We start from the raw sequence: 26979 nt of genomic DNA, 5'->3' as shown, positions 1-26979 counted from the left end.
TTTTCGGCCTCTGCATTCATAGAGGCCCCCCTTCTTTCGGGCCGCCCCCTGCGGCCCTCTCTCTGAAAAGTTCCCCTTCTGCTTTGACAAATTCCTGCAGTTGCCGCGGATTTCCGGTCCTGCATAGGAATTGCTCCGTCCTGCATATCAATCTAAGTGATAATTATTCTCATTAATGTGAATAATATCCCCGTGCCTTTCCTCACCTTTTGAGACAAGTGGTGAGCCTGGCCAGCAAACGGGAAGTACTTCCCCACGACAGATTGTTATTTTTCGCACGGAGCCCTGGTTCGTTTTATGTCCGCTACCCTTTCACCCTACACAAAAAAACACGCGCTCAAGCCGCTGGTGTATGCCTTGATTCTGGCCTCCTGGGCCGGGCAGACACAGGCCCAAAGCGTGGGCAGCGCCCCACCCTTCTCCCGTCAGGACGAGAGCCAGGAAGACACGGACAGAGCCACTCGTCTGGACACTATTACCGTCGTACGTGAAACCCGCGATGAGGCGGGTAAAACCGATGTATTCGAGAAAGACGTCTCCAATGTGTACGCCGGCAAGGAAGAGATCGAGCTGTACAAGGGCAGCTCCGTGGGGGATTTGTTCAAGGGCCTGAACGGTGTGTATGCGGGGGACTCGCGCAATAGCGGCGCGCTGGACCCGAACATTCGCGGTATCCAGGGTGAAGGCCGTATTCCCCTGACGATTGACGGCACGGAACAGGCAACATCAGTCTGGCTGGGACCGGCGGGGGTCGCCAACCGTAACTATGTTGATCCCAATATGATCAGCAGCATTCTGGTGGAAAAAGGCGTGTCGGCAACGTCAGGAGCCAGCGGGATTGGCGGATCGGTGCAGATCCGCACGCTGCAGGTTGAAGATATTGTCAAACCGGGCGAGACCTTCGGGATTGAGCTGAAGGCGGAAACGGCGACGAATTCGACCAAGCCGAATGAGCGGGCATTTGGGATATTCGGAAAGGACTATCGCGATATTCCGGGAGCAACCTTTCATAAAGGTGGCACGAATGGTGTTGTTCTACCTGACAACATCTCGCCAGACCGTATGCCGAAAGTCGGAAATAGCGGCAAGAACTTCAATTTTGAAGACCACTCCTACCGCCTAGCCATCGCCACACAACAAGAAAATTTTGATCTGCTAGCCGCATACAGCTACCGCAGTCGCGGCAACTATTACAGCGGTAAGAAAGGTAGTGACAAGTACGAGAACGACACCTGGCAAGAGGACGCAAATAGCGACTACAACCCCTCGTACTCCTTCCCCAGAGTGAGCTACATCGCCAAGTACTACCGTCCTGGTGAAGAGGTTCTGAACACATCCAGCGAACTGGAAACCACGCTGCTGAAAGGCACGTTGCGCCTGCCTCACGATCAAGCCATTGATATGAGCTACATGCGCAGCAACCATACCTTTGGCGAAAACGTGCCCTGGAACGTGGTCTGGGCCATCCACGCCCTGGATGGCTATGGCGAAAAAAATATCCTTCAAACCGAAAACCCCTATAGCAAGGTCAAACAAGACACCTGGAACCTGAACTACTCCTGGAATCCCGAGGGCAACCGTTTCATCAACTTGAAAGCGGGAGCCTGGGTTACCCAAAGCGATAGTGAGCGTCATCAGAATGGCGACATCATTTATGGGATTCAAGGCCAGGGCTTGAACAACGGACGCGATGGTGACTGGGACAACTACACAAATTGCCATGTCCTGGGCACAAACGGCTCTGAATGCGCTTGGGTACCTCCTACCGCCCCAGAAAAGCTCCCCAATACAGATGGGCGCTTCAACATCGTCCCCAGAGCTTTGCAAATTACTGACCATAGGCGTAGCGGGCTGAACATCAGCAACGCCATGACATTGCACCCAACTCTGGACCTGGGCTTGTTCGCTGATTTCACCCGAGAAAAACTCAAGCAGCATGATGCTTCGGAGAAGCTCGAGAACCTGAATGAATTGACCTGGGGCGTGAACCACATGGGGCCTCGTTCAGGCACCCGCCAGCAATGGAATTTTGGTTTTAACTTCGACTGGCGGCCTGTGGACTGGCTGCAAGTGAATGCTGGCGCACGCTATAGCGACTACTGGTCGTACGACGACAAGCTGGCCGAGATGCGTAGTCAGCAGCATAAGGACTGGGCTATTCAGCCTGCCCTGAAAGGCTATAACTACCAGGTTCAGCGCTTAATGAGCAATCAAGAAGTTGCTGATTACGAAGGCCAAATCATTGAAAAAACATTGCCCATTTACAAGCAATATGAAGAAAACTGGCAGTTCATTTCTGACTTAGATCCAAGTCTACTAGAGGCCGTCTTCGGGCATACAAGCAAAAAAACATTTGAAGAAATATTAGGTAATACATTCCATGAAGGAAAAATCAACGGCTATCGCTATATCGAAGAAACGGTTTTTGTTCCCTCTGGAGAAAGTCACAAAGGTTTTACTGCCAATAACCCCTTTACCAATGGAGAAATTGACTCAACAGAGCAAGTCACCGATGCGCAGGGACAAAAGGGCACAGTAGACAAATACATTGCCTCGATAAGCAATCGCAAACCTGTTTACCAAGACGAATCTGAAATATCCAATAAATGGGAAGAACCTAAAAAACAAAAAGACCATGCATGGGTTCCCCACATCGGGCTGACAGCCTTCATTACAGACGATATTCGTCTTTATGCCCGATACAACGAATTTGTACGTTTTCCAAGCCTGTTCGAGTCCTCCATGGCCTTGGCTGGCGGCAGCAAGCGCTCGACCGGAACCGCTAATCGTCCTGAGCATGCCTACAACTGGGAAATCGGCTATGTCCACAATCTAAGCAGCTACTTTCCAAGTCTGGAATATGCAGACATCAAAATCAATTACTTCAACAACCGGATCAAAGACTATATAGACCGAGACTGGGACTTCAATACCGTGCAGTTTGACGAGAAAAAGATGTCCGGTATTGAACTGCAAGCTCGCGTGGATAGCGGTAAATACTTTGCCAACTTTGGCGGCACATACCGCTTGAAGCAGCAGCTATGCGACGCCGATTACGCCCAGACGTTTATGCCCATCCCTGGAGCCGCAGGAAGCGACCGCATACCTGCCTGCGTTGATGGCGGCTTCCCTCGCACCTTTGCCAGAACCAGCCTGCAACCGCAGTACTCCCTGAATCTGGATGTCGGTGCACGCCTGCTGGAAAAGAAACTACTGCTCGGAGCACGTGCGGTGTATCACAGCGCTGCGAAAAACAAAGATGAAGGGCATTTTGGTGGCCTTGGCTGGGCATTTAACAGAACGAACTACTGGAACCCCATTTTGATCTTCGATGCCTACGCCAGCTATCAGGTACAGAAAAACCTGAATGTGGACGTGGCGATCAGCAATCTAACTAATCAGTACTACCTGGACCCTATGGCCCGCACCTCCATGCCGGCCCCCGGACGAACGGTACGCGTCGGTATGACAGCACGTTTTTAAGTTAATCGGTTTTTTTGGTCGTTTTCGTAAAAACGCCCTTTTTCTTCACTTAATGGAGTTCGTAATGAAAGCAAGTCTGAAGGTACAAAAACTGGCTATTGTTTCGGCTTTCCTGCTGGCCTCCGCCAGCAGCTTCGCCGCCCCCGTCGCGGGTGGCTCCTCGAAAGCATTTGTAGTGGCGGATAAGCCGTCCACGATGATGGCTCAGGGCGAAGCTGGTATCTCCATGCCAGGTACTGACCCTTATGACGCCACCAAACAATCAGGAGTGGTGAGCTTCAAAAGCGGTCCTCTTTGGCAAACCAATCAAGTGCTGGGTGGTTCTGATGGCAATGGATATATTCAAATGCCGTTAGGAACAAACATTGCTGAAACATGGCGCCATACCATCACCAGCGGTGTAGGAGCAGGCACTCAAATTTACGCCTATCGCCAACTGAACAATCCTCTGCCAGGCTACCCCCACTTCGGTGGCGAAGTAGTTGCCAAGGTTTCCGGCCAGGAAGTGTATTTTGGTGAGTGGGCTCCCCGCATAGCCGGCACACCCCCAGCAAGCAGCACGGATCTGAACCTGAGCCATGCTGACCGCACGGTGTTCTACACCGGCGAAAACCCAACCACAGCCATGCCTAACCTGGTCAATGCCAAGTACGACGTTGTAGGTGTCAACCAATACAACCCCGGCACCCAGGCTGGTATCTCCAAAGGTACCCTGACCGCTAACTACGCTGGCGGCTCAGGTACGTTGACAGGCTTGGTCGGCACCGTACTCTTCAATGGCACAACCATTAGCTCCAACGGTACCTTCGCCCAAGATCTTGCCGATTCTTCCAAAATCCGCGGTCAGTTCTACGGCGCTGCCGCTGATGCGCTGGCTGGTATTTACTACAACACCCCTGGTGGCACTAAAGACATGGCCTTCGGCGGTGCAAAACAGTAATCCGCCTCTGACAACACGCTAGTGTTGCCATAAGAAAAAAGGGATCGACAAGCTCGATCCCCTTTCTCTCTGGACTCCACGTCCATCTCCCCTTTTTCTTGCAAGGTTTTCATTCATGCATGGGCGAGCCCTTCCCCTTTTGTGCCTGTTGCTGGCCATGGCATCCAGCGCGGTGCAAGCCAATGACGACGATACGCGCCGACTTCTGAATCAAATCGACCGCAATCTGAACGAACGCGAACGCTCCCATTTAGTGGAAGAAACCCCGCCTGATGTGGACCCATCGGCCCTGATCACCATCAACGGCACAACCTATAGCGTCGATGCCACACTGACCGATCTGGAACCGGCCATTTATGTCGCCATCAATCTGCAACAGTGGGCCAAGGTGGATCAGTTTGTAGAAAAATATCAGGAGCTGCCCGCCCACAACCCTGCCCTGGTGCTGATGGCTCAAGGAATGGTGGCCCGTAGCAAGGACAATCACAGCCTGGCGATCAGCAAGCTGCGCCAAGCTCAGGAAAGCGATCCCACTATGATGCGCGCCAAGCTGGAGCTGGCCCGCGTACTGTTCGAGGACTATCAATCCAGCGAAGCGAAAGAACTGTTCAGCCAGATTTCCTCTGCCGGTATTCCTGATGAAGTACGGCCCGTAATTGAAGGCTTCCAGGGTGCCTTGCAGGACCGCAATGCCTGGCACGGTTCCGCCTCGATTGGCTTGGGCTACAACAGCAATATCAACAAAGAAAACGGCCAGCAAGACACCTTCTTTACCTGCTATTTCTTTGGGTGCTTTCCGTCAGTGCGCAAGATGCCGGACCCGGTCAAATCCACCGCCATGGTCTACGACCTGACCTTGAACCGGCGCTTCCAGCTAAGCGGCAACCACAATCTGCTGCTGCGCAGTCTGAGCTACGGCAATCTGTACGACAAGCACAAGGAAGCCGAGCCCAAGAATATTTATTACAGCGACAACACCAGCATTATTTACGCGGGCTACAACTATCAGGACGCTAAAAACGATCTGTCCATTACGCCCTTGTTCGAGAACAATTACACCAACCGTCGCACCAGCTATCAGTCCTGGGGCGGGCGCGTGGACTGGAAGCACAATCTTAGCGACAGGCTGCAAGTAGGCGTGAATGCCCAGCACAAGAGCCTGTCCTACAAAGGCGATTTACGGCAGTACTTTGAAGGCGTCAAAGAGAACCAGATAGGCCTGTACGGCTCGTATCTGATTGACGCCAAAACCGTGGTCTACGGGGGCCTGAATTACACCCGTAATCTGCAGTCTCAGCAAACCGCGCAAAGCCGCAGCTATATGGCAAACCTGGGAATTTACAGGGCCTTTGATGCGGGTTTCAATATCAACGCCACGGCCCTGTACCGGCAGACCCGACACGATGCCGAGGACTTGTTCCTGGGCGGGCTGCGCAAGGACCGTCAGCAGATTTATATCCTGAACGTAGGCATGCCGCGCTTTGCGTTCAAAGGCATTACGCCCAATTTGTATGTGAAACACACTTTCAACAACAGCAATATCGACTGGGCTTTCAAATACAAGCAAACCGAAGTCGCGCTGAAGCTGGAAAAGCGTTTTTAAGCAAGGACTTCTTCGACCTCGGCGGCTGATCGGGTGCCGTCCCTTTTTAGCATCAAGCGCCTGAAGCGACAGGTATCTTTTTTAGTGACAGGGAGCGTCGTGCCACTGTTGAAAGAAGCGTTTTCAATGAGGTATCGGGGTTCTGTGGCAGGTCTCAAGGCCCAGCGGCAGCGTGTAGATCAGCCCTTCCCGTGATGCTGCTCCAGGAGACCGGACGATAAGGTCTTATTCCCTGGATCAAACACTTAACAAGCATGAGACTATGATGAACTTGCGGGGCAGACCGCCCTGCATTTGCTTTGTCTGCTTGCGTTGCGCCCTATTGCGCCCCCAGCGCGGACAAAAAAAACCACAAAAATTGCCAAGTGAAAGCCCGGTTGACCATCAGTCGGGATATAGTCGAGCAATCGATTTTCCTTAGCAGACAGAATACTTATCCCTTGGAGTCTTTCCCCATGCTTGGCCAAGAAAAAGAAACTCGCTCTGATACCAGCCCTCAAGACAGCGCCTTTCTGGAAGAAAAAGCCTTCCGCGCCCGTACTGTGCTGGTCTTTGGCACCATCACGGATAAGCTCGCCTCGGAAACCGTGCGCAAGCTGCTGGCGCTGGATGCCGAATCCACCGCCCCTATCACCATGATCGTGTCCTCGCCCGGTGGTCACCTGGAGTCCGGCGACGCCATCCATGATGTGGTGCGCTTCATTTCCTCGCCCGTCACCATGGTGGGTACCGGCTGGGTGGGCAGTGCTGCTACCCACCTGTTCCTGGGTGCCGCCCGCGAGCGTCGTGTGTGCCTGCCTCAAACCCGTTTTCTGATTCACCAACCCAGCGGTGGCGCCGGTGGTCAGGCCAGCGATATGGCCATTCAAGCCCAGGAAATCATGAAAGCGCGTGAACGTATCGCCCAGGTAATTGCCCGTGAAACCGGCCAGCCTATCGAGCGTGTGCGTGACGATATCGAGCGCGACAAATGGATGAGTGCCGAGGAAGCCATTGAATATGGCCTGATCTCACGCATTATCGAACGCCGTGACGAACTGCTGCCTGCCAGCAAATAATGACCATTTGAGGGCCCCATCATGCTGACTATTCTTGGCAGAGAATCCTCCATCAATGTGCGCAAAGTCATGTGGACCTGCGCGGAGCTGAATCTGGAATTTGAGCGGCAGGATTGGGGCATAGGCTTCAAGGACGTCAACACGGACGAATTCCGTGCGCTGAACCCCAACGCAAAAATCCCCGTCCTGCTGGATGGGGAACGTGTGCTGTGGGAATCCCATACCATTGTGCGTTATCTGGCCAACCGCCAGGCACCGACGGCCTTGTATCCGCAAGATGCCTGGCAAAGAGCCAAGGTGGATCAGTGGCTGGACTGGCAGGCCTCCGAGCTGAACCCGACCTGGACATATGCGTTCTGGAGTTTGGTGCGTCAATCGCCCAAGCATCAGGACGCCGCACAGGTTCAGGCATCCTTGGCTGCCTGGACCCAGGTAATGGGAATTTTGGAAAAACACTTGGCGCAGACCCAGGCCTATGCCGCCGGAACGGAATTCACCCTGGCCGATATCATTCTGGGCCTGTCCATTCACCGCTGGCTGAATACGCCGTTTGATCGCCCGCTACTCAAGGCAGTCGAAGACTACTACCACCGCCTGGCCGCGCGGCCTGCCTTTATAAAGCAATGTGCCGGTTTCCCCTAAGCGGTACTTTGCCTTAGCTGACCAAAGCCGCCCACTATGTTCGCGGCTTTTTTTATGTGTCATTGACGCTCGGGGCCACTTGACGCCCGTTTAAAAACTAGAGATGTAGACATGGACGAAACCATACGAGTTGGCTGCGGTGCAGTCATTATGCAAAACGACAAAATCCTGCTGCTCAAGCGTGTGCGTGCACCAGAAGCTGAGCACTGGGGGATACCGGGCGGCAAAGTGGACTGGCTGGAAACCCTGGAGCAAGCCGTTACACGGGAGATTATGGAAGAAGTGGGTTTGCGTCTGGAGACTCTGGAGCTACTGGTCAATGTGAACCAGATTGATGCCGACAAGGGCGAGCACTGGGTGGCGCCAGTTTATTTGGTCAAATCCTTCACCGGCCAGGCCGTGGTGCAGGAGCCTGAGAAGCACAGCGGCATGGACTGGTTTACATTGGATCAACTGCCAGAACCCTTGACGGTGGCGACCCAGGTGGCGGTGGCTGCAATCAAGAAACGTAGGGAGTGAAACTGCCAAGTCAGAAGCAGCACTAATACCAAGGTGGGCGGCAGGATCAGGAACAAAGACAAAGATAAACCAGCCAGATCAAGATCAAGATCCACGTGTAGCTTGGTGCCAGATAACTGGCGAATGCCTCATCAGTCGGCCCCCACTTTTGTAATATACTTTTCCGCATGCGCGCCCTGGGTCCCCGTTTCGTTTCCCGCGAAATCCGAGTTTGGCAACTTCTGTTTTGCCTGGCTCTGCTGGCCTACGTCTGTCGCGCCATCGTCCCGGCAGGCTACATGCCTACCCGCTCAGGACAAGACAATGGCTTTGCCATTACCTTCTGTACGGCTGGCAATGCTGCCAATACGCTCTGGATTGATCTGGTCGGCCAGGATGGCCAGGCGGATTCCGATACGCATCACAATCAACAGGACTGCCCCTTTGGTATCGCGGCCTCCCCCGCCTTGTTGCCGACCCTGGATGCGCCTGTTCTGATCAGCCTGATCAGGTACCGGCCGGTTTTGTTAGCCCAGAGCAATCAAACCCTGCCACCGCTGCCTGCACAAGGCCCTCCTTTAGGTTCACGCGCCCCGCCTTTATTCCTCGCTTGATGTGTTCCCGTCCTTTGACGGTTTCTCTTTTTTATCTAGCCGAGGTTTTCAATGTCGATTTCTTCTACGTCTTTCCGTGCCACTCTGGGCATGGCTGCCGTGCTGTTCGCGTCTTCCGCTGTGGCACACGTTTCCCTGCAAACCAAGCAAGCCCCGGTGGGCAGCAGCTACAAGGCGGTTCTGTCCGTACCGCATGGCTGCAAAGGCTCTGCCACCACCAAAATCCGTGTCCGTATTCCTGAAGGTGTGGTCGGTGTCAAACCACAACCCAAAGCAGGCTGGACGCTGGAAACAGTAAAAGGTGACTACAAGCAGGCCTACACGCGTTGGGGTGCCAAAGTCAGCTCCGGCGTTCAGGAAGTGGTGTGGGCTGGCGGCCCTTTGCAGGACGAGCACTATGACGAGTTCGTGTTCATCAGCTACCTGGCCGATGAGCTCAAGCCCAATAGCACGCTCTACTTCCCGGTTGTTCAGGAATGCGAACAAGGCGTGGAGCGCTGGATTGATCAGGCAGCTCCGGGCACCAAGGAAGCGGCTGACCATTCCGACGCCCCTGCTCCTGCGCTGCAACTCTTGCCCAAGCCTTAAACACCCAGGCGGCTGGTGCCCTTGGGCATCAGCCTGAAGGAGATCTTATGCAAACGCAGACCCTGCGTAGGCAGGCAGCTTGCCACCCACTGCTCGTGCTACTGCTTGCCTTGCCGTTGCTGGCCTGGGCGCCGGTGCTGTATGCCCATGCCTCCTTGGTCGCCAGCAAACCCGATAGCGGCACGGTGCTGGCCCAGGCTCCCAGTACAGCCAGCCTGAGCTTCAATGAGACCGTATCGCCCTTGCTGATGAAGTTGATTCGTCCCGATGGTTCCTCCATGGAGCTGGAGGACGTTCTGACACAAGACCAGCGACTGGAACTGGCCTTGCCGCCCATGGAAACCGAAGGCACGTATGGGCTGAGCTGGCGGGTTATTTCTGCTGACGGTCATCCCGTAGGCGGAACGCTGACGTTTTCCATTGGGGCGCCCAGCTCAAATCTGGTGGACAGCACCCACAGCAATCCCCTCAGAAATGGACTGATCTGGCTTGCCCGACTTCTGGGCTATGTGGGCCTGTTTACGGGGATAGCTTGGGTGGTCTACCGCGCCCTGGCTCCAGCATCAAACAACACATCAGCGAGTCAAGCTCATATCGCGCCACGCATGCTGACTTTAGGGGCCGTCGCCTTATTGCTGAACCTGGGCTTGGTGGGTGTCGATGCCCTGGACTTGCCTCTGTCCGCCCTGTTCGGCACGGCCGCCTGGCAAACGGCTGCATCGACCTCCATGGGCCTGGCGGTGCTGCTGGGCTGGCTAGCTCTGGCCTGTGCCGCCTTATCCTGGAAAGCGACACACTCCGCTAGCCAGAAATGGCTGGCTGCTTTGGCGCTGATTCTTCTGGGAGCTTCCCTGGCGTCCAGCGGACATGCCAGCACAGCAGATCCCGTCTGGCTATCTCGGCCCAGTGTCTGGCTGCATGTCGTGGCGCTGACACTGTGGATTGGTTCCTTCCTGCCTTTGGTTTATGCACTTCAGCATGCTCAAGAATCCCGCTTGCTGACGCTGTTCTCGCGCTGGATTCCCGCTGTCCTGCTGGTTCTGGTCCTGAGCGGAGCCGCGCTGATCTACGTGCAATTCGATCAACTCGCTTCGCTCTGGGAAAGCCGATATGGACAAGTGCTCAGTGCCAAGCTGATTCTGGTCCTGCTCTTGCTGGGTTTGGGAGCCTACAACCGCTATCGTCTGACTCAAGCCGTCTTGCAACAGCGTAGCGATGCCCGACAGGCTCTGCGACGTGTGGTTCGTCTGGAATATGTGTTGGCGGTGCTGATCCTGGCCGTGGCCGCATTATGGCGCTTCACCCCGCCCCCGCGCGCCCTGGCCCAACTAGTTCCACCCAGCGTTTCCAGCCATATTCATACCGAAGCCGGTATGGCGGATCTGTTGTACATCCCGGCCTCCACCCAGCACCCAGCCATTCTGACCGTCTCTTTATACGAGCCGGATTTCAGTCCCCTGAAGGCTCAAGAAGTGGAGGTGATTTTCAGCAACCCGCAAGCCGGGGTGGAGTCCATTACCTTTCCGGCGGAACTCACGCGACAGGATCAATGGGAAGTGAGTAATGTCGAGCTGCCGCATCTGGCCAGCTGGAATATTCGTATTCAGGTGCTGATTTCAGACTTTGAACGCATACACCTGGATAGCACGCTGGATTTGCAAGCCAACTAAACCCGGCGTCCCGGAATCAGAACGGCTTCATAAAACGTTTGGTGGCCTCAATAAAGGCGCGAACATTGGGATGATGTTTGCGCCCGCCTTCAAACAGTAAAGACACCGGCAAGGCAGGCGCCTCATCATCGCGCAGCAAAGGCACCAGCCGCCCTGCCTCTATCTCGCCCGCTACCTGGTAAGACAAGGTGCGCAACACACCCAGACCATCCACCGCTGCGGCAATTGCCGCATCTACATGGCTGACAGACAGGCGCGGTACACCACCCACACGGCGCACTTCGTCCAGCCCCCAACCGCGATGCGGCCCGCCTTCATCCTCGACCCAAATCAAATCGTGATGCCGTAAATCTACCAATGAAGCCGGTCGGCCTTTACGCACCAGATACTCGGGACTGGCGCTGAAAACACGTCGAACTTCTCCGACCGGCACCACATGCAAGGAGCTGTCCGGCAAGTCGGCAATGCGGACCGCTATGTCAATCCCTTCCTCCACCAATCGCACCAAGCTGTCGCGCAGGATCAGGCGGATTTGCAATTGCGGATACAGGCGCAACAACTCCAAAACCACCGGCATCACATACATTTTTCCGAACATGACCGGGGCCGTTACCGTCAGGGTACCGCTGGGCTCAGAACGACTCCCCTGCACGCTTTCCACGGCCTGATCGATCTGGGCGATTCCCGCCCGACAACGCTCCAGAAACAGGCTGCCCTCTTCCGTCAGCCGCACGCTGCGCGTGGTGCGCATCAGCAATTGCACGCCCAAGCTGGCCTCCAGCGCCGCGATGGTGCGCGACACCGTAGTGGGCGACATATTCATGCGCCGCCCGGCTTCAGCAAAGCTGGCCTGCTCTGCCACACAGATAAAAGTACGTAGTGTTTTCAGCCTGTCCATGCGCCCCGCCTTTAAAGACTATGCTCAAGAATAGCAATAATGAAGTGCAATTCTAGGCGATTGTTTCGTACTGCCATAGAAAGCAGAATGAATACCTCTTGTTTATGACTGGTGAACTGCCATGAAGCTCTATCACTACGCCCTGTCCGGGCACGCCCATCGCGCCGCCCTGTTTCTGTCTTTAAGCGGCTTGCCCCATGAGTTGATCGAGGTCGACATGGCGGCCAAAGCGCACAAGCGAGCAGAATTTCTAGCCTTGAATGCTTTTGGGGAAATTCCCGTGCTGGATGACGATGGCCGGATCATTGCCGACTCGCTGGCAATTCTGGTCTATATCGCCCGCAAGATCGGACCCTCGCACTGGCTGCCCAGCGATCCCTATCAGGAAGCGCAAGTACAACGCTGGCTGTCTGTGGCCGCAGGCAAGATTGCCTACGGCGCTTGTGCAGCTCGATTGGTGACTGTGTTTGGCGCCAACTTCAACCCTGAAGAAGTGATTACTCGCGCCCATGCCACCTTGGCGACCCTGGAACACAGCCTGAAAGACCAGCGCTGGATTACCGGAACAGAAGAGCCCACGATTGCGGACATTGCCCTGTACAGCTATGTAGAACGCGCCCCCGAAGGCAATGTGGATTTGTCCAGCTACCCCTGCGTTCAAAGTTGGCTACGCCAGATCGAGGCCTTGCCCGGCTTTATTCCCTTTCAGAAAACCCGCGCCGGGCTACAAGCCTGACGGACGCCCTTGGAGCAGAAATACATCATGAACTTCAACAAACTGGAACTGGACCATATAGGCATACGGGTAACGGACCTGGACATTGCAGAGGCCTTTTACGCCAAGCTGGGTTTTCTGCGCGACCCCGACGAGTTTGCGCCTCAAGCCAAAGCTTGCGGCCTGGTTCATGCCAACGGAATGCGTATTCACTTGATCTATAACGGCTTGGCCGCAGAGGAAGGCAATGTATTGCTGGATGCACCTGTGAAGCGGCCCGGCTACACCCATGCCGCCTTCATTATCGACAGCATGGACGAGTTGCTGAGTTGGCTGGCGCGGGAGAATATTCGCGTCAGTGAAGGCCCGGTAATGATGGGGCATGGCCGTCGCATGGTCTGCTTTATCCGCGACCCGGATTTGAATGTGCTGGAATTTAACGAGATTCTGGCGGCCTAGCTTGGTCCACAACGTAGATCCATTCCAGCCCCGGCAAATATCCAAAACTTGCTGGGGCTTTACCCCAGCTTTTTCTGACAAACCTATCGCAGACTAGCGCATCAAGGCTTCGATCGTCGCAACAGCCACCGCCACCCCATCTTCCTGCTCCATATCCTGCGCGATGTGTTGAGCACGTGCCCGCACATCGTCTTGCTGAACAAAGGCCAAAGCCGCTTGCAGTTGAGCGCTATTGACCCGTTTGCCCGATAAAGGCTCCGGCGCGACACCCAAGATCGCCAGCCTGTGCGCCCAAAAAAACTGATCACCGGCAAAGGGCAAAACAATGGACGGCACACCCGCTCTGGCGGCTGAATGCGTGGTTCCCGAGCCGCCATGGTGGATAACAAGGGACATGCGGGGGAATAAATGCTGATGCGGCACCTCGCCTACCTTGAAGAAATTGTCTGGCAAGACCGCCTCTTGCATACCACTCCAACCGGGGCTGAACACCACGCGGCGGCCTTGCATGGCTTCAATCATCATCTGGATAAAGTGCGCGCGATCAAACCCGGCCATGCTGCCAAAACCTATATAAATCGGTGCCTCCCCCGCTGCCAGAAAAGCTTCCAGCTCCGCATCCATCGTCCAGTCCCCAGACGGCATGATCCACTGACCACACAAGCGCGCATTGTCTGGCCAGTCCCTGGGCGGAGCCAGCAAGCGGGGAGAGACTCCGTACAACATGGGATGGTCGGACCAGACCTTGTTCTGGGCGGGCAGCCCGCAGATTTGTTGCCGAGCCTGATTGGTAACTCGCTTAAATGCCCGCCACAGTAGCGCATTTACCCACTCATGACTGCGTTTGTTCAAAAAGCGCGGCACCTTGGTCGGTGGCAGAAAGGGAGAGGGAAAGGCGGCGGTGGGCGTGATGGGTATCAGCCCGGTACCAATGGCCTTAATGCCGCGGCGCTCTGCCACGGACAGCCCCACAAAAGCGGCCAGACCCGAAACGATAATCGCGTCACAACCCTCGCTGGCATCCAGCACGGTTTGCATCCAAGCGGGTGTGTTGACATTGGCAATCGCCGACAGCGCCTTGGCCGTTTGTTGAAAACCGCCCTTTTCCTGCACCGCACTGGACAGAATCTGCCCAGGCATCAGGGCCTGCCGTATATCACCGGCCAGAGGCAGACATGGCACACCCAAGGTTCGAGCAGAGCTTAAAGTACCACCGTCCGCCAGCAGGCAGACTTCGTGCCCCGATGCCATCAAACCCGCCGCCAAGGTGGCAAGCGGACGTACATCCCCCTCGGTACCATAAGTCACAAGCGCAAATTTCATGATCTGGCCTTGATAGCGATAACAGCAATGGCATCATAATATTGCACGTCGTATACTTATGCAATTCGTATACTTTTTAAAACTGACATGACTACAGACCATGATCCGGGCCGCCGGGAACGCAAACGCCTGCTCATGCTGGAACAGATACGCCAGACAGCGGCCACTCTGTTTGAGCAGCACGGCTACGAGGCTGTGACCATGGAGCAGATTGCAGACCGGGCCGATATCGCCAAGCGCACCTTGTACAAACACTTCCCCAGCAAAGAGGCGGTGCTGGCATTTCATGTGGATGCGCAGCTAAAGCAGGATCTGGCCTATCTGCAACATGAGGTGGCTCAGTGCTCTACGTTTCAGACGCAGGCTTTGTGCATTCTGCGTGCCTCGGCAGACTGGTGCACCGAACACCCAGAGTTCTTGAGAGCCTATCTGCGCCATCAATTGCTGAATACAGGCACAGCCAGCAAAGACAGTGACATCACTCAAACCTGGCAGGCATTGATTGCCTTAGCCCAAGACTCGGGGGAGTTGAATCCATCACTAAGCCCCGAGCAATTGGCCCACTGGTTTCATCACCTGTACTTCGGAGCCATGCTGCGCTGGCTGAATCAGCCCGAGCTGTCCTTGCATCAGGAATTCGAGGACATGACCCAGTTGTTCTTGCAGGGTGCGGCAGTAAAAGGCACGGGATAAAAAAGGCAGGAAGGGCCCCTGCTTTTTCGTGACTGACCTGACGAATCAGAATCAAGTCGCGTCATCGTAAATAGCGCGGCAAATCAGAATCAAGCCGCACTATCATGGCTAAGCAGGCAAATCTGAATCAAGCCATACCATCGTGACTATCCAGGCGAATCAGGTTCAAGCCGTACCATTCAGCGCCATCAACAAGCGATCCAAAGCCTGCTCATAAACACGCTGCGCCGCTTCATCGTTCGTAATAGAAGCAGGCAGACCGCTACCATGGGCATGGTCGATCAAGATGCCCAGCCATAGTTCCGGCTCCTCGGTGCAGTCCGCCAGCAAGCTACGCAAGCGCTGGGTAATCTCCTGCGTCACCCCGGCAAAGGCAGCTGGATCACTGAAGATGGCCACGGTCAAATGCGGATGACGGCTAACCGCCTGGTGATAGCGCAGCAAAATCCGGCGCAGTTCCGAGCCTTCCTGCTCATCCAGACCTTGCAGCACCTGGGCATACACCCGGTCGGACAAGACGCGCAGCAAGCCTGCCCGATCCGGCACGTGGTTGTACAGACTCATGGGGGTCACGCCCAGACGGGCGGCCAAAGCACGCATACTCAAACCTTGCTCGCCGCCCTCGTCCAGAAGCGCCAGCCCAGCGTTCAGAATATCGTCCAATGTCAGGCCGGCGCCTCCAGCCGGACGTCCTCGCCCCCGGCTCATGACTCGAACTGATAACGAGACTGTACCAAGCCGGAAGGAAAGCTCTGGCTGGAGAGCAAACGCCAATCCATATCCTGATTCACATCGCCAAACAGTCGGCGGCCTTCACCAATAAGAACCGGCATGGTGGAAAGAATCATCTCGTGCACCAGACCAGCCCGCAAGAAGGACTGGATAAGCTGGCCGCCGTCTACATAAATACGTTGCAGATTTTCTGCTGCCAATTGCTCCATCAGTTGCTCGGGAGTCTGGCGGGAGAAACGGACTTTGCCTTGCAGATGCTCAGGAACCGGCGTATCGGCCAGTTGTCGGGACAAGACCACCACAGGCAGCTGGTAAGGCCAGACGTCAAAAGTCAGGACTTTCTCGTACGTCCCACGTCCCATGACCACCGCGTCCTTGTCCGCAATAAAAGCCATATAGCCGTGATCTTCCGCAGGATCGCTGCGCTCCAGTAACCAGGCAATGTCGCCGTCCGGTTTGGCGATGAATCCGTCCAGGCTGGTTCCGATGAAAACGTGTGCAGTGCTCATGATCTACCCTTTTATATATACGGCGTATATTTTATAGATAAATCTGCAACTGGAAAAAAAAATCTGCGCTCAGCTCTCTCCCGCTCCAGCGCTGTCTGCCTTGCGCACACAAAAACAGGCCGCATCACACGGCCTGTGGTCCCTCTGTTGATCGGATACCCTCTTTCTGGCAGCCATGCCGCCCGCAATTTAACGGGCCAGCAAACGGCTGGCCTCAAGCCTGGCTTCGCCTTCATCAACGACAAAGCTGAATTGCAGGCCCAGCACCCGGCCCAAGGTCTGCTGTGCCAGGCGTGCTGCAGCAGGAATGGCCCGCCCCTTGCTGATCACTACCATGCCAGCGCACAAATCCTTCAAGCGCTGCTTGTTCTGCTTGAAGAACAAGGCGCGTTGCTTGCGATCCTCGTGGCTTTCCTCATGGGCATGGTCCCCACCGCCCAACCTGTCGGTCAGCAAGACAAAACGTTGGCCCCGATTCAACAAGGCCTCCAATTGATCCTGCGCCTGTTGCGGCGTTTGCTGCGAGCTGTGTTCTCTTAGAAACACCAATGGAAACTGCGTGTCATCAACTTGCATAAGCGGCTCCTTGCCATCAATAAAGACAGCCAACATCGAAGCGGCGCACGCCCAGATGCGGAGGGCTTCCGAAAGCATGCATCAAGCCGCTAGGTAAATACAGCCAAGCGGTATCGCGCAACAAATACGGTCGAACCGTTGCGCCTTCACCTCTCATCACAGTCTGGACTCCACAAAATCGCGCAGTTGGGGATCTCGAATCTCCAAGGCATCAAACAAGCCTAGTGCTTTCAGAGCCGGCAAGGCCGCCACAATATCGTTCAAGGCGCGCTGGCGTTCAGCGTCACTGACATCAGGCTGGCGCAAGGCGGCAGCATTAGCCAGAAACGCGCCTACCGTGCCTTTACGAATGGTGGTGCCATCAATCTGAACTTCACTGGCGTGATCGGGAAGAATGTCATGGGCTTGCATGTGTCACTCCTTTATTCATCAAGGTTTTCAGTGTAAGCAGAAAGGTTTTGGCAGCTGTACACTATATCGGTCAATAGATAACAAAATTACGCCATGCCTGAACGCAAGATTGGTTTGCATGATTTTCTGAACTTTCCCGAGCACCCCGTCCTGTTCGCCGTCACCGGCAACCATGACTCGGAGCTGTCCTCGCGCCCCCATCAACACGCTCGCGGGCAGTTGTTCGGCTCCCTGCGCGGCCTGCTTTCCGTTGGAGTGGAGGACGCCGTTTGGGTAGTACCCGCCATCCATGCCGTCTGGCTGCCGCCGCACGTCCTGCACTCGGGCCAATCGCATGGCCCTTTTCATGGCTGGAGCGTCTATATAGACGAAGCGGCCTGCGCCGATCTGCCTTCCCAGGCCTGCACCTTGCGCACCTCCGGCCTGCTGCGTGAAGCCGTGCTGCGCGCCTGCTCCTGGGATTTGATTCCCGCCGCGCCCTTGCCCCAAGCCCAGGCTCATATTGCCTCCGTCATTCTGGACGAAATCCGCAGTCTGCCCATCGAACCTTTTGGGCTCCCGCTTCCCCAGGACCCGCGTTTGCAACGCATTGCCCGCGCCCTGATTGCCGACCCCAGCAACAATCAAGGCATGGAACATTGGGCCGACTGGGCGGCGGTCAGCCTGCGCACTTTAAGCCGCCGTTTCGTGACAGAAACCGGCTTTAACTTCACCGCCTGGCGTCAACGCGCCCGCCTGATGCGCTCCCTGGAAATGCTGGCAGCCGGTGCCCCTGTCGCCACCATTGCCTACGATCTGGGGTATTCCAGCCCCAGTGCCTTTATCAGCCTGTTCCGACGCAGCTTTGGTCACACCCCGGCGAACTACCGCAATCAACTGTAAGCCCCTCAAACCGCTTTACGACTCATCAGGAATGCCATAAAGTGATTGATTAATAATCCACGCATCACTTTCAGACATGGGATGGCCGAGATGGAAATGCGCCAATTACAGATTTTTTGTGCGGTTGCAGAGCACGGCAGCTTTACTGCCGCTGCCCAGATGGTGCACACCGTGCAATCGAACGTCACCATGCGCATCAAAGAACTGGAGGCCGAACTGGAACAGCCATTGTTCATACGCCAGAAAAGTGGTGTGTTACTGACTCCGGCTGGCCATACCTTTCTGGCCTACGCCCGCCGTATCTTGCAACTGACCGAAGAAAGCCGTGCCGCCCTGCAAGACACCGGCACTCCCAGCGGTCTGCTGCGTCTGGGCTCCATGGAGACCACGGCCGCCATCCGTCTGCCCCAGGTTTTGACCCAATACCGCGAACGCTATCCCCAGGTTCAGTTGTCCTTGCAAACCGGCACCACGGCCGAGCTGATCAAGGCCATTGAGACCCACCAGCTCGATGGTGCGTTTGTCGGTGGCTTTCATCAAAACGCCGCCCTGACTCAAGAAGAAGTGTTTGAAGAAGAACTGGTGCTGGTCAGCAGCAAGGCGGTGGAATCCCTGCCTGCCCTGATTGAAAAAATTCCCCAACAAACCGTACTGGTCTTTAGAACCGGCTGCTTTTACCGCTCTACGCTGGAACACTGGTTTTATCAGGCTGGGCTGGTGCCCAACCAGATCATGGAAATGGGCACACTGGACGGCATTCTGTCCTGCGTAGCCTCGGGCATGGGCATTACCTTGCTGCCCAAAGCGGTCGCCCAGAACAGCAGCTTGCGCCTGCCCGTGCAATGCCACGAACTGCCACCTGACGTTGCGCGGGTAAAAACCGTGTTTATCCGTCGTGCTGATGCCAATCCTGGCTCGGCCCTGCGCAGCTTTGTGGCCCTGGCTCAAGCGCAGTTCGCCCAATTACCGAAACTGGATCAAGGCGAAGCCGCACTGTTGAGTTGACCGGTCAGCCTGTGGGTCTGTCCAGCCGCTCCGCACAGGCTATGCAGCTGTAAAGCGTCAGGACAAGCCCAAAACCAGCTCCTCGACCCGCTTTGCCGCAGGCACAATGCTGTGGATCTTGCCCACGCCCTGACCGGCATACAAAGACAGTTTCCTGGCCATTCTGTCCTTATCAATTGCCCGCGCCCCACCCCCGACCAGACGCAGCACATTCCACTTGTCACGGTTGGGAATCACGCGATGCGGCGTGCCATAGGTCCAGCCAAACGAATAGCCGGTGCGATATTCCGTATCGTCCGTGCTGGCTTCCAGAATCTTTTGCTTGTAGAGCGGATGCGCGTTGGACTCCTCGCTGGCCAGAAAGGCCGTGCCCACCAATACGCCGGAAGCCCCCAGGCTCATGGCCGCCCTGACATCCTGGCGGGTCGTAATCCCGCCTGCCGCCAGTACGGGACGACCTTGCGCACAGTCCAGAATCGCGGGTAGTAAAGACATCAGGCCAATGGTGCCGCGATTCAGATGGCCACCACCCTCACTGCCTTGGGCGACGATAATGTCGGCCCCATGCGCAATCGCTTTACGAGCCAGAGCCACCGTGCCGGTTTGCACCATCACAATCATGCCGGCGTCTTTGGCGCGGGGAATCATGTCGGCGGAATAGTCCTCGGCATAGAACAGCGACAGGATGCGAGGCCGCTCCTGCAGGATCACTTGAAACTGGGCCTCGAACACCTCCGGGCCACCAAACTGCGGCACCACATTCACCCCGAAAGGCTGGTCCGTCAGTGCCCTGGTTTCCCGCAGCCACTTACGCAGCATCAAGGGAGCCAGACGCAAGCCACCCAGCACACCCATCCCACCCGCGTTCGCTACCGCCGCCACTAATTGCGGCCCGGAAATCGCAGCCATGCCCGCCAGAAAAATCGGGTACTGCACTCCGCACATATCCGTAATGACATTGCCCGCATAGTCTCGATTTGCTTCGCTCATGATTTACAACTCCACCTGTTTGCCCAAGATGCGACGCAAGGCCAGATTCTTCAGTACAAAATGGTTTTTGAATGCCCCGAAAAGGTGCAAGACCAGCCCCGCCAAAAAAGCCGTGGCGCCAATATTGAACAGCACATCAACCACGGCCTTGACCTGCTCATTCGGGCTGATCAAGGTAGGCAAAGCCAGACCACCAGGAAGCTCCACCGCCACGCCAGCCGCCGCACGGGACAGCCAGACGGCGACGGGCAGCAGCACCATCGCCAAGGTCAAGGCTGTCGCCACGGAACGGGCCACTATTACTTCCACCGGGTTGGGCGAGCCCACCGGCAAGGGATGAAAAGAGGTCACACGTGCCCAGAAGCGGTAGATGGAGATCAGAAACAGCAGCGTCCCCAGCAGATTTTGCAGCTGCACCAGCCGCACCTCACCGGGGCTTTGGGCCATGGCCACCCCCAAGCCCAGAATGGAAAACAGCAAGGCCGCTACAAGCCAGTGCAGCACAATAGTGATGGGCGAGAACCTGAGTCCGTTGTCTCGCAATTGCATGATTAGCTCCTTGAAAAGCTCACCGGGGGCAAGTCCTCTACAGTGCAATACCGAGGGTGATACGTCGTGAGCCACCTGCCCAACAGGTACAAGCGGCCAGTTTCGGCAGTCAGCTTGTCGCCTGCAGGCCTGGGCCTGTGTCACAGTGGCCTCAGAGCCTTGGCTGTGCCAAGAACCGTCGTTTAGAAGCCCTGACGATAGGCGCAGCAACCGATCAAGTAAAATGATGAATAATGATTAATAAAATCTTTTTTAGTGATTTATAAACAGAAATTTCTTCTCAGAACGCCACGCAGCAGGCGTGCAACCTTCATCATCAAACCATCCAAGGGCAACAAGTAACACCCGCTGTAGTTCGCAAGAAACCGCAGGCTCATCCAGGCCTCGCCTACATGAATCTCTTTTTGATCATTATTAGTGATTCATAGAATCATTATTCATCATTTTACTTGATTCATTCAGTCTTCTATCTTCCCTATCGATAGCCCTGCTATCCCGCCCTCAAACCTGGAGACTGAAACCATGACTCGCCCCGCTGCCTATCTTGAACACTGCAAAAAAAGCCACGTCTTGCCCGGCTTTTGAAGCTTATGGTGACGGACGCTCAACGCGACATCATCAAGACCGCTGCCCCGCTGCTGGCAAGCGGCGACCAAGCCCTGACCACCTATTTTTATGAATTGATACTGCGCGACTCCCCACCGATGAGCCCCTTGGCCAGCCAGATCGCCAACAATCACCTCGCTCTACAGATCCAGCCCGAGCATGACCCAATGTTGGGCACTTGCCAGCTGCAAGCCGTACGCGAAGAGCTGATCGTGAGGATGACAGGCAACAAGCTCATAGATGGATGGGTCGCCGCCTATCAACAGTTGTCGAATTTGCTAATCGAAGCCGAACGTCTGATTTACGACGATATGGCTATCACTTCCGGCGGCCTTGCAGACCGCAGTCTCAATCAAGAATGAACCATCATGCCACTACTGAAATTTGATCTGATCCAAGGCCGCAACGACGAGGAACTGCGCCTGCTGCTGGACACCGCGCATCAAGCCATGGTGCAAGCCTTTGATGTTCCCGCCACCGACCGCTACCAGTGCGTGACCCAGCACCGTCCCGGCGAGCTGATACTGGAAGACACCGGCCTGGGCTATCCGCGTAGCGACAAGGTGGTACTGCTGCACATCGTGTCCCGCCCGCGCAGCGAGAATCAAAAAATTCAGTTCTACCGTTTGCTGGCAGAGCGGCTGGAGCAGAACTGTGGCGTCTCGCCCAATGATCTGATCATCGCTCTGGTCGAGAACAGCGATGCAGACTGGTCCTTCGGGCATGGACGAGCGCAGTTTTTGACGGGGGAGCTGTAATCCGATTGCTGCGTCTCAGCTTTCCTGCCAGCCTGCTCCCAGGGATTTATACAGAGCAATGGCAGCCCATACCTCGTCCCACTGGCTAAGCGTCAAGGCATCTCGTGCCTGATTGGCGCTACGCTGTGCCACCAGGATCGGCAAGTAGGCGCTTAAGCCTGCTTTATACAGTTGCGTCGCGTGCTCCAAAGCCTGTTCGCTATCGAGCAGTGCGGCCTGCAAGGACTTCTGACGTTGTACCTGGCTATGCAGAGAGGTCAAGGCATCTTCCACCTCCCGCAAAGCCAGATGCACATCACGCTCATAAATCAGTTCAGCGGCTTGCGCCTTCGCTTGTGCCGCTTCGATGCCCGATTGCGCAAGGCCACCATCGTGCAAGCTGTGCTCCGCTTGCAGCCCTGCCGCCCACAACAGACTGGCACTGGAAAAGATGTCGTGAATCACGCTGACGGCAGTCCCTATTCCCAAGGGAATCCGGAACGTCGGAAAGCGTTGTGCCTGGGCTTGACCTATATGCGCCGTGGCCGCAGCCAAACGCCGTTCATCTGCTCGCAAGTCTGGCCGGGAGCGAATCAGATCCGAGGGCAGGAACGCGGGCAATTGCGGCGGCACGGGCAAGGCAGGCGCGGGTTGCGTCAGAACCGCATGCCAGTCGCCCGGAAAGCCGCCCGCCAACACACCAATGCCATGACTGAAACGGGCAATGTTGGCTTCCAGTATCGGGAGCTGCGCCTGTGCCATTTCACGCTCGGCTCTGGCCTGCAAAAGTTCAGACTGACGAGCCAACCCGCGACGTCGGGATTGCTCCACCAACTGTTCGGTATCGCGCAGATTGCGCACATTGTCCCTGGCAATATCCAGCCGTCTTTGCGTCGCCCGCAAACCGGCGTAATGGCTGACCAACTCGGCAATCAAGCTGACCTGCAAAGCACCGTGGTCCTGCGCCAACGCTTCAATACCGGCATCGGCGGCCTCTATCGCCCGGCGAGTGCCACCAAACAAATCCAGCTCCCAACTGACATCCAGCCCCAACTGCCAGTTTCGTAACTCCCCTCCAGGTGGCGAGTCCAGAGCTTTACTATTGCGGCGCGCCTGCCCCGACGCCCCGGCTGATACCTGGGGGCCAAGATCGGCTGCAATCTGGCCGCGTTCCGCCTTGGCCTGCTTCAAACGAGCCACCGCAATATCCAGATCCTGATTACGGCTCAACGCTCTTTCCACCAGCGCATCCAGCGTCGGGTCCTGGAATTGCTGCCACCAGCGACGCAAGCTGTCCTGATCCTGCCTGGCAAAGCCTGTTTGTTCATGTAGCCACGTCGCAGGAAGCGGCTGTTTGGGCTCCACATAATCCGGGCCTACCGTCGTGCAAGCTGACAAACTCAGGAGCAGCAGCACATAAGGTAAAAAGCGGCGTGCGCGGTGACGTTCAGGCATCAAAAAATTATCCATACCTGCCTCTTAAAGCCAGCGCTGCAAAAAGGAACTGATGCGGCCTTGTGCACTGCCCGCATCCAGCGCGGGGCCGACAGCCACACTGCCTGTCATCCCGGCCGCCAGCAGCACATCCGCCGGCAAATCATCAAACTCCACCCGTACCGGAATCCGTTGCGCTAAACGAATCCAGCTGAAGTTGGGCTCCACGCTGGGCAAGCCCTGCGCATCCGCTTGCTGATTGGCATCAGTAATACCGCGCCCGATGCTGCTGACATGGCCGGCTATCAAGCCTTCATAGCCCATCAAACGAATACGAGCCTCAGCTCCCGGCTCAATACCCTGCAGCTTGGTTTCCTCAAAATAGCCCGTCATCCAGAAACTATGGGCATCCAGCAAAGCCATATTGGCCTGCCCCGCCACCGCATAATCACCCGCGTTCAAACGCAGGCGAGTCACATAGCCATCAACAGGCGCGTACAGTACCGAACGCTCCAGGTCCAGCTTGGCTGCGTCCACAGCCAATTGCCGACTGCGCTGCTCGGCCTGGGCAATACGCACTGCGTGCTGGGCTTGCTGGATTTCTTCAGCAGGCAGCAGGCTTTCCATACCGCGACGGCGCTTGGCCTCTGCCGCCCTCTGGTTCAGGATGGCTGTTGCCGCCGCCAGTTCGGACTGCGCCTGCTCCAGCGCCAGCTGAAAACGCGCCGGGTCCAGGCGATACAAGACATCCCCCTTGTGAACCCGCTGATTATCAGTAACCGCCATCTCCCTCACCGTCCCCGAGACTTCGGGCGCGATACGCACAATTTGTGCGCTGACCCGGCCATCCCGCGTCCAGGGCGCCCGCACATAGGCGTTCCACAAAGCCATCAGCAAATAGGCTGTTATCAATAGCAAGAAGGCCGTCAGCACAAACCGGCTGACTGGCTTGATCAAAGCAGAAAATTTAGACATACAGAATCAAGGCCGAGACAAGGGACAAGGACAAGGCAAACTCAAACAAGGCCGGGTGCCAAACATGGCGCAACACGCCTGTGTGCACCAGCACGTAACGCAACCCTAGATAAATAGGCACCGCCAGGCAGACGTAGACAAAAAAAGGCGGGACATACATGCCCGCCAGGGCAACTTCACTAAGCATGAACAGCACTTCCTGATTGAAGGGAAACAGACACCGGGTGGCGCTCCAGCAGCATCGCAATATCCAGCAGCACAGCAGCCAGACGCAGGCCATCATGTTGCGGCTCAGCGTCCCGACACTGCACGGCCTGAGCAAGACGCCGGGCATGGCGCGCTGCCAAACGGGGTCGATCAGCCCGGCGAGCCATATGACGCAAGGTAGTTTTCAGGGGCTGGGACACATGGGCAGGCACCTGGGTTTGTCGTACATACGACTGCAAGCGCAGCAGTTCCCAACCCAGATGCACGCTGTCCAGAGCCTGCGACAAGGCTTGCTGCATTTGCGCAGGCTGCGCCTTTAATCCGGCTCCCAATTGCGCAAGGCGATGTTGCTGTCGCCAGCGCCAGATCTGCGGTTGGAAACGTTTGCCCCGCAGAACCGCCAGACTGTTGGCGCGAATACGCATTTGCAGACGGCTTAGATCCCGACTCAGTTTGCGAGGCCAAAACAGCTGAAAACCCAGCAAGGTAAAGAAAGTGCACAGCAACCAGGCCACAGAACCATTCACGAACAGTTCGAAGTCGTAGTGCATGGGGTTGGATGGCGCTGCCAAGGTCGTAAACGACACCAGATAGGCCACACCGACCATGGCGTATTTGGGCACCGTGGTGGCATAAATGGCGGGTAACCAGAACAGCGCCAGCACAATCAGCAGCAGTGGCAAGCCTTCGATCAAAGGCAGGACCACAAAGGTGCATAAAAAGGCCGCCACAATCGAAAGCGCAATGCCCTTGATAAATGCCATCGCCGCCGCAGGTGGGTTAGGTGCCGGGGACAACAAGGCGCAGGCTGCCGCCAGACCGGCTAGCATCATATTGCCGTCCGTCCAGCCCGTCAGAATCCAGAATGTGCCCCCCAAGAGCACCGTCAGCATGGCGCGAACCCCGTTTTCCAGTGCCAGCGAAATATCCCGATAAAAAGGAATGGCGGGATATGTGCTTTTCGTGGGCAAACGATATAGAGCACGCAGACTATCCAGGGCCGCCAGATAATCATCCAACTGCTCAATCAGACGATCTCCGGCAATCAGAAACGGGGCCGGTTCTGCCAGGCGCTCCAGAGGGCCGGTATTCAAGATTTCCTGCAAGCGGGCACGCAGCGGCATCAACACTGCACGGGCTCGCTCCAAACCGTCCGGGCCCTGTGAAACCAGTTGGGCAGCCTGCTTCCAGGCCTGCTCCCATTCTTGCCGCAAAGCCGCCAGTACGGGCATGGGAGTCAAGGTTTGCGGAAGCGGGCCCGCACCTCCCAACATGGCGGAAAACAGGCAGGCAATGGCATGCCGCAAAGCGGTCGCCCGGGCGGCCAAATCGGCAGACTCCGCCTTGCCAACCGACAACAAATCATCCGCCCCGTACACATCCATCATCAATTGATGCCGTACACGCTCCTGGTCACTCTCTGCCGTCCTGCACGCATGAAGGGCCGCTTGTCTGCCCGCCAGAACACGGGCTGTTTCCGAGGCCAGGCGCAATAACTGGGCCTGCAAGCGACTGCGTACGCTGCGGGTACTGAACAAGGCAGACACCACGCCCAGGCACAGCACGCCCACCAGCACCGAGGAACCCCGCCCAACAACATGATCAAAGCTCAGTTGCGCTTGCCCCATGGCGCCGTATACCGCCAGGCCAACCGTATAACCTGCCAAGGCCGCCCCGTAAGACTTGTAGTGGCGCAGCAAACCCATGGCCATCACACACAGGCCCAGCCAGAACGCAAAGCCCAGCAAGAACAGCCAAGGTTGCTGCCCGAAGGCACTCATCAACACAAAGGCGGCCAGCATTCCGACCAGCGTGCCCAGCACCCGCCAGGTTCCCTTGCCTATCACCGCGCCTTGCACCGGATTGATCACCAGTAGCACGCTGGATGCGGCGGAAAAAGGCGCATGCAGATCCAGCAAATAGGCTACTGACAAGGCCAGCCACGCGGCCAGAATGGAACGCAGGATGTAGCCTGCACGAGGGCTGGTGATATCCACGGAACTGAGGGCCAGACCCATCCGACCAAGAAAGGCTTTCAGCCCGGAGGCAGACTGCGGTGAGGGACTGGCAGACGACACAAGAGGACTCTTTACAGTGATGAATGAAAATCACTATAAAAGTCCCCAATGCGTCCGAAAAGTGAATTTATTGCAATCACTCAAGTGCGTGAAACGCACTTGAA

28 protein-coding genes are annotated in these 26979 nt (G+C 56.2%); 16 read left to right on the top strand and 12 right to left on the bottom strand.

What is annotated here, in order from left to right; all coding sequences use genetic code 11:
• Positions 1–297 precede the first annotated feature (297 nt).
• The 9 genes from ACFPDR_RS16120 (at position 298) to ACFPDR_RS16080 (ending at position 11096) form a co-directional block, all read left to right on the top strand.
• Positions 298–3483: a TonB-dependent receptor domain-containing protein gene (locus ACFPDR_RS16120; RefSeq protein WP_376911480.1), complete on the top strand. Its 3186-nt coding sequence runs from the start codon at positions 298–300 to the stop codon at positions 3481–3483.
• Positions 3484–3547: 64 nt separating this feature from the next.
• Positions 3548–4423 carry a Slam-dependent surface lipoprotein gene (locus tag ACFPDR_RS16115; protein WP_376911479.1) on the top strand — a complete coding sequence of 292 codons (876 nt, stop codon included), beginning with the start codon at positions 3548–3550 and terminating at the stop codon, positions 4421–4423.
• Between the two features lie 115 nt (positions 4424–4538).
• Complete coding sequence (locus ACFPDR_RS16110) at positions 4539–6026, top strand: surface lipoprotein assembly modifier (protein WP_376911478.1); 1488 nt, start codon at positions 4539–4541, stop codon at positions 6024–6026.
• Positions 6027–6481: 455 nt separating this feature from the next.
• The gene (locus tag ACFPDR_RS16105; protein ID WP_009454612.1) at positions 6482–7084 is read left to right on the top strand and encodes an ATP-dependent Clp protease proteolytic subunit; all 603 of its coding nucleotides are present in this window, start codon (positions 6482–6484) and stop codon (positions 7082–7084) included.
• A gap of 21 nt (positions 7085–7105) precedes the next feature.
• Entirely contained in the window at positions 7106–7726 is a 621-nt protein-coding gene (locus ACFPDR_RS16100; protein WP_226348860.1) for a glutathione S-transferase family protein, read from the top strand.
• A gap of 111 nt (positions 7727–7837) precedes the next feature.
• The gene (locus ACFPDR_RS16095; protein ID WP_137430946.1) at positions 7838–8245 is read left to right on the top strand and encodes an NUDIX hydrolase; all 408 of its coding nucleotides are present in this window, start codon (positions 7838–7840) and stop codon (positions 8243–8245) included.
• A 167-nt stretch (positions 8246–8412) separates the two neighbouring features.
• Positions 8413–8838, top strand: a complete 426-nt coding sequence (locus ACFPDR_RS16090; protein ID WP_336972337.1) for a DUF2946 family protein — start codon at positions 8413–8415, stop codon at positions 8836–8838.
• A gap of 51 nt (positions 8839–8889) precedes the next feature.
• Positions 8890–9426 carry a YcnI family protein gene (locus tag ACFPDR_RS16085; RefSeq protein ID WP_083053694.1) on the top strand — a complete coding sequence of 179 codons (537 nt, stop codon included), beginning with the start codon at positions 8890–8892 and terminating at the stop codon, positions 9424–9426.
• A gap of 47 nt (positions 9427–9473) precedes the next feature.
• Complete coding sequence (locus tag ACFPDR_RS16080) at positions 9474–11096, top strand: copper resistance CopC/CopD family protein (RefSeq protein WP_376911477.1); 1623 nt, start codon at positions 9474–9476, stop codon at positions 11094–11096.
• 16 nt (positions 11097–11112) lie between these two features.
• Here ACFPDR_RS16080 and ACFPDR_RS16075 read toward each other — a convergent pair whose 3' ends face one another.
• The gene (locus tag ACFPDR_RS16075) at positions 11113–11994 is read right to left on the bottom strand and encodes a LysR family transcriptional regulator (protein ID WP_115635206.1); all 882 of its coding nucleotides are present in this window, start codon (positions 11992–11994) and stop codon (positions 11113–11115) included.
• Between the two features lie 121 nt (positions 11995–12115).
• Here ACFPDR_RS16075 and ACFPDR_RS16070 point away from each other — a divergent pair, with 121 nt between their 5' ends.
• Positions 12116–12730: a glutathione S-transferase family protein gene (locus ACFPDR_RS16070; protein WP_060185913.1), complete on the top strand. Its 615-nt coding sequence runs from the start codon at positions 12116–12118 to the stop codon at positions 12728–12730.
• A 27-nt stretch (positions 12731–12757) separates the two neighbouring features.
• Complete coding sequence (locus ACFPDR_RS16065) at positions 12758–13168, top strand: VOC family protein (RefSeq protein WP_060185914.1); 411 nt, start codon at positions 12758–12760, stop codon at positions 13166–13168.
• Positions 13169–13261: 93 nt separating this feature from the next.
• Here ACFPDR_RS16065 and ACFPDR_RS16060 read toward each other — a convergent pair whose 3' ends face one another.
• Positions 13262–14491 (bottom strand): glycosyltransferase, encoded by a 1230-nt coding sequence (locus tag ACFPDR_RS16060; RefSeq protein ID WP_376911476.1) that lies wholly within the window; start codon positions 14489–14491, stop codon positions 13262–13264.
• 87 nt (positions 14492–14578) lie between these two features.
• On the opposite strand from ACFPDR_RS16060, the gene ACFPDR_RS16055 reads away from it, so the two are divergent.
• Positions 14579–15184 carry a TetR/AcrR family transcriptional regulator gene (locus ACFPDR_RS16055; RefSeq protein ID WP_376911475.1) on the top strand — a complete coding sequence of 202 codons (606 nt, stop codon included), beginning with the start codon at positions 14579–14581 and terminating at the stop codon, positions 15182–15184.
• A gap of 165 nt (positions 15185–15349) precedes the next feature.
• Here ACFPDR_RS16055 and ACFPDR_RS16050 read toward each other — a convergent pair whose 3' ends face one another.
• The 4 genes from ACFPDR_RS16050 to ACFPDR_RS16035 all read right to left on the bottom strand — a co-directional run bounded on the left by ACFPDR_RS16050 (position 15350) and on the right by ACFPDR_RS16035 (position 17412).
• Positions 15350–15892, bottom strand: a complete 543-nt coding sequence (locus ACFPDR_RS16050; protein WP_083053697.1) for a TetR/AcrR family transcriptional regulator — start codon at positions 15890–15892, stop codon at positions 15350–15352.
• On the bottom strand, positions 15889–16425 hold the full coding sequence (locus ACFPDR_RS16045; RefSeq protein ID WP_376911474.1) for a dihydrofolate reductase family protein: 537 nt from the start codon (positions 16423–16425) through the stop codon (positions 15889–15891). The genes ACFPDR_RS16050 and ACFPDR_RS16045 overlap by 4 nt, the downstream gene beginning before the upstream one ends.
• A 189-nt stretch (positions 16426–16614) precedes the next feature.
• A complete protein-coding gene (locus tag ACFPDR_RS16040; RefSeq protein WP_031232143.1) occupies positions 16615–17001 on the bottom strand; it encodes a hypothetical protein in 387 nt (128 codons plus the stop codon).
• A gap of 156 nt (positions 17002–17157) precedes the next feature.
• Positions 17158–17412 carry a hypothetical protein gene (locus ACFPDR_RS16035; protein ID WP_257113317.1) on the bottom strand — a complete coding sequence of 85 codons (255 nt, stop codon included), beginning with the start codon at positions 17410–17412 and terminating at the stop codon, positions 17158–17160.
• A 93-nt stretch (positions 17413–17505) separates the two neighbouring features.
• Between ACFPDR_RS16035 and ACFPDR_RS16030 the strand changes: the two genes are divergently transcribed.
• The gene (locus tag ACFPDR_RS16030; RefSeq protein WP_035267993.1) at positions 17506–18294 is read left to right on the top strand and encodes an AraC family transcriptional regulator; all 789 of its coding nucleotides are present in this window, start codon (positions 17506–17508) and stop codon (positions 18292–18294) included.
• A 96-nt stretch (positions 18295–18390) separates the two neighbouring features.
• Complete coding sequence (locus ACFPDR_RS16025; RefSeq protein ID WP_257113316.1) at positions 18391–19299, top strand: LysR family transcriptional regulator; 909 nt, start codon at positions 18391–18393, stop codon at positions 19297–19299.
• Positions 19300–19356: 57 nt separating this feature from the next.
• Here ACFPDR_RS16025 and ACFPDR_RS16020 read toward each other — a convergent pair whose 3' ends face one another.
• A complete protein-coding gene (locus ACFPDR_RS16020) occupies positions 19357–20289 on the bottom strand; it encodes an NAD(P)H-dependent flavin oxidoreductase (RefSeq protein ID WP_060185919.1) in 933 nt (310 codons plus the stop codon).
• Between the two features lie 3 nt (positions 20290–20292).
• Positions 20293–20838, bottom strand: a complete 546-nt coding sequence (locus ACFPDR_RS16015; RefSeq protein ID WP_376911473.1) for a cytochrome b — start codon at positions 20836–20838, stop codon at positions 20293–20295.
• 590 nt (positions 20839–21428) lie between these two features.
• Here ACFPDR_RS16015 and ACFPDR_RS16010 point away from each other — a divergent pair.
• Together ACFPDR_RS16010 and ACFPDR_RS16005 are read left to right on the top strand one after the other, a co-directional pair.
• On the top strand, positions 21429–21806 hold the full coding sequence (locus ACFPDR_RS16010; RefSeq protein ID WP_376911472.1) for a hypothetical protein: 378 nt from the start codon (positions 21429–21431) through the stop codon (positions 21804–21806).
• Positions 21807–21812: 6 nt separating this feature from the next.
• Complete coding sequence (locus ACFPDR_RS16005; protein WP_376911471.1) at positions 21813–22202, top strand: tautomerase family protein; 390 nt, start codon at positions 21813–21815, stop codon at positions 22200–22202.
• A 15-nt stretch (positions 22203–22217) separates the two neighbouring features.
• Here the strand turns inward: ACFPDR_RS16005 and ACFPDR_RS16000 are convergent, their stop codons facing one another.
• Genes ACFPDR_RS16000 through ACFPDR_RS15985 form a run of 4 tightly spaced genes read right to left on the bottom strand, consistent with a single transcriptional unit; the run spans position 22218 to position 26875 of the window.
• The gene (locus ACFPDR_RS16000; protein WP_376911470.1) at positions 22218–23651 is read right to left on the bottom strand and encodes an efflux transporter outer membrane subunit; all 1434 of its coding nucleotides are present in this window, start codon (positions 23649–23651) and stop codon (positions 22218–22220) included.
• A gap of 9 nt (positions 23652–23660) precedes the next feature.
• Entirely contained in the window at positions 23661–24590 is a 930-nt protein-coding gene (locus ACFPDR_RS15995; protein ID WP_376911469.1) for a biotin/lipoyl-binding protein, read from the bottom strand.
• Entirely contained in the window at positions 24583–24777 is a 195-nt protein-coding gene (locus ACFPDR_RS15990) for a DUF1656 domain-containing protein (protein WP_035268004.1), read from the bottom strand. Before ACFPDR_RS15990 ends, ACFPDR_RS15995 begins: the two co-directional genes overlap by 8 nt.
• The gene (locus ACFPDR_RS15985; RefSeq protein WP_376911468.1) at positions 24770–26875 is read right to left on the bottom strand and encodes an FUSC family protein; all 2106 of its coding nucleotides are present in this window, start codon (positions 26873–26875) and stop codon (positions 24770–24772) included. The genes ACFPDR_RS15990 and ACFPDR_RS15985 overlap by 8 nt, the downstream gene beginning before the upstream one ends.
• Positions 26876–26979 lie beyond the last annotated feature (104 nt).

The organism is Alcaligenes sp. GCM10023179, assembly GCF_042653705.1.
GTDB lineage: Bacteria > Pseudomonadota > Gammaproteobacteria > Burkholderiales > Burkholderiaceae_B > Alcaligenes > Alcaligenes phenolicus.
This window is presented reverse-complemented; position numbering and strand designations above follow the sequence as displayed.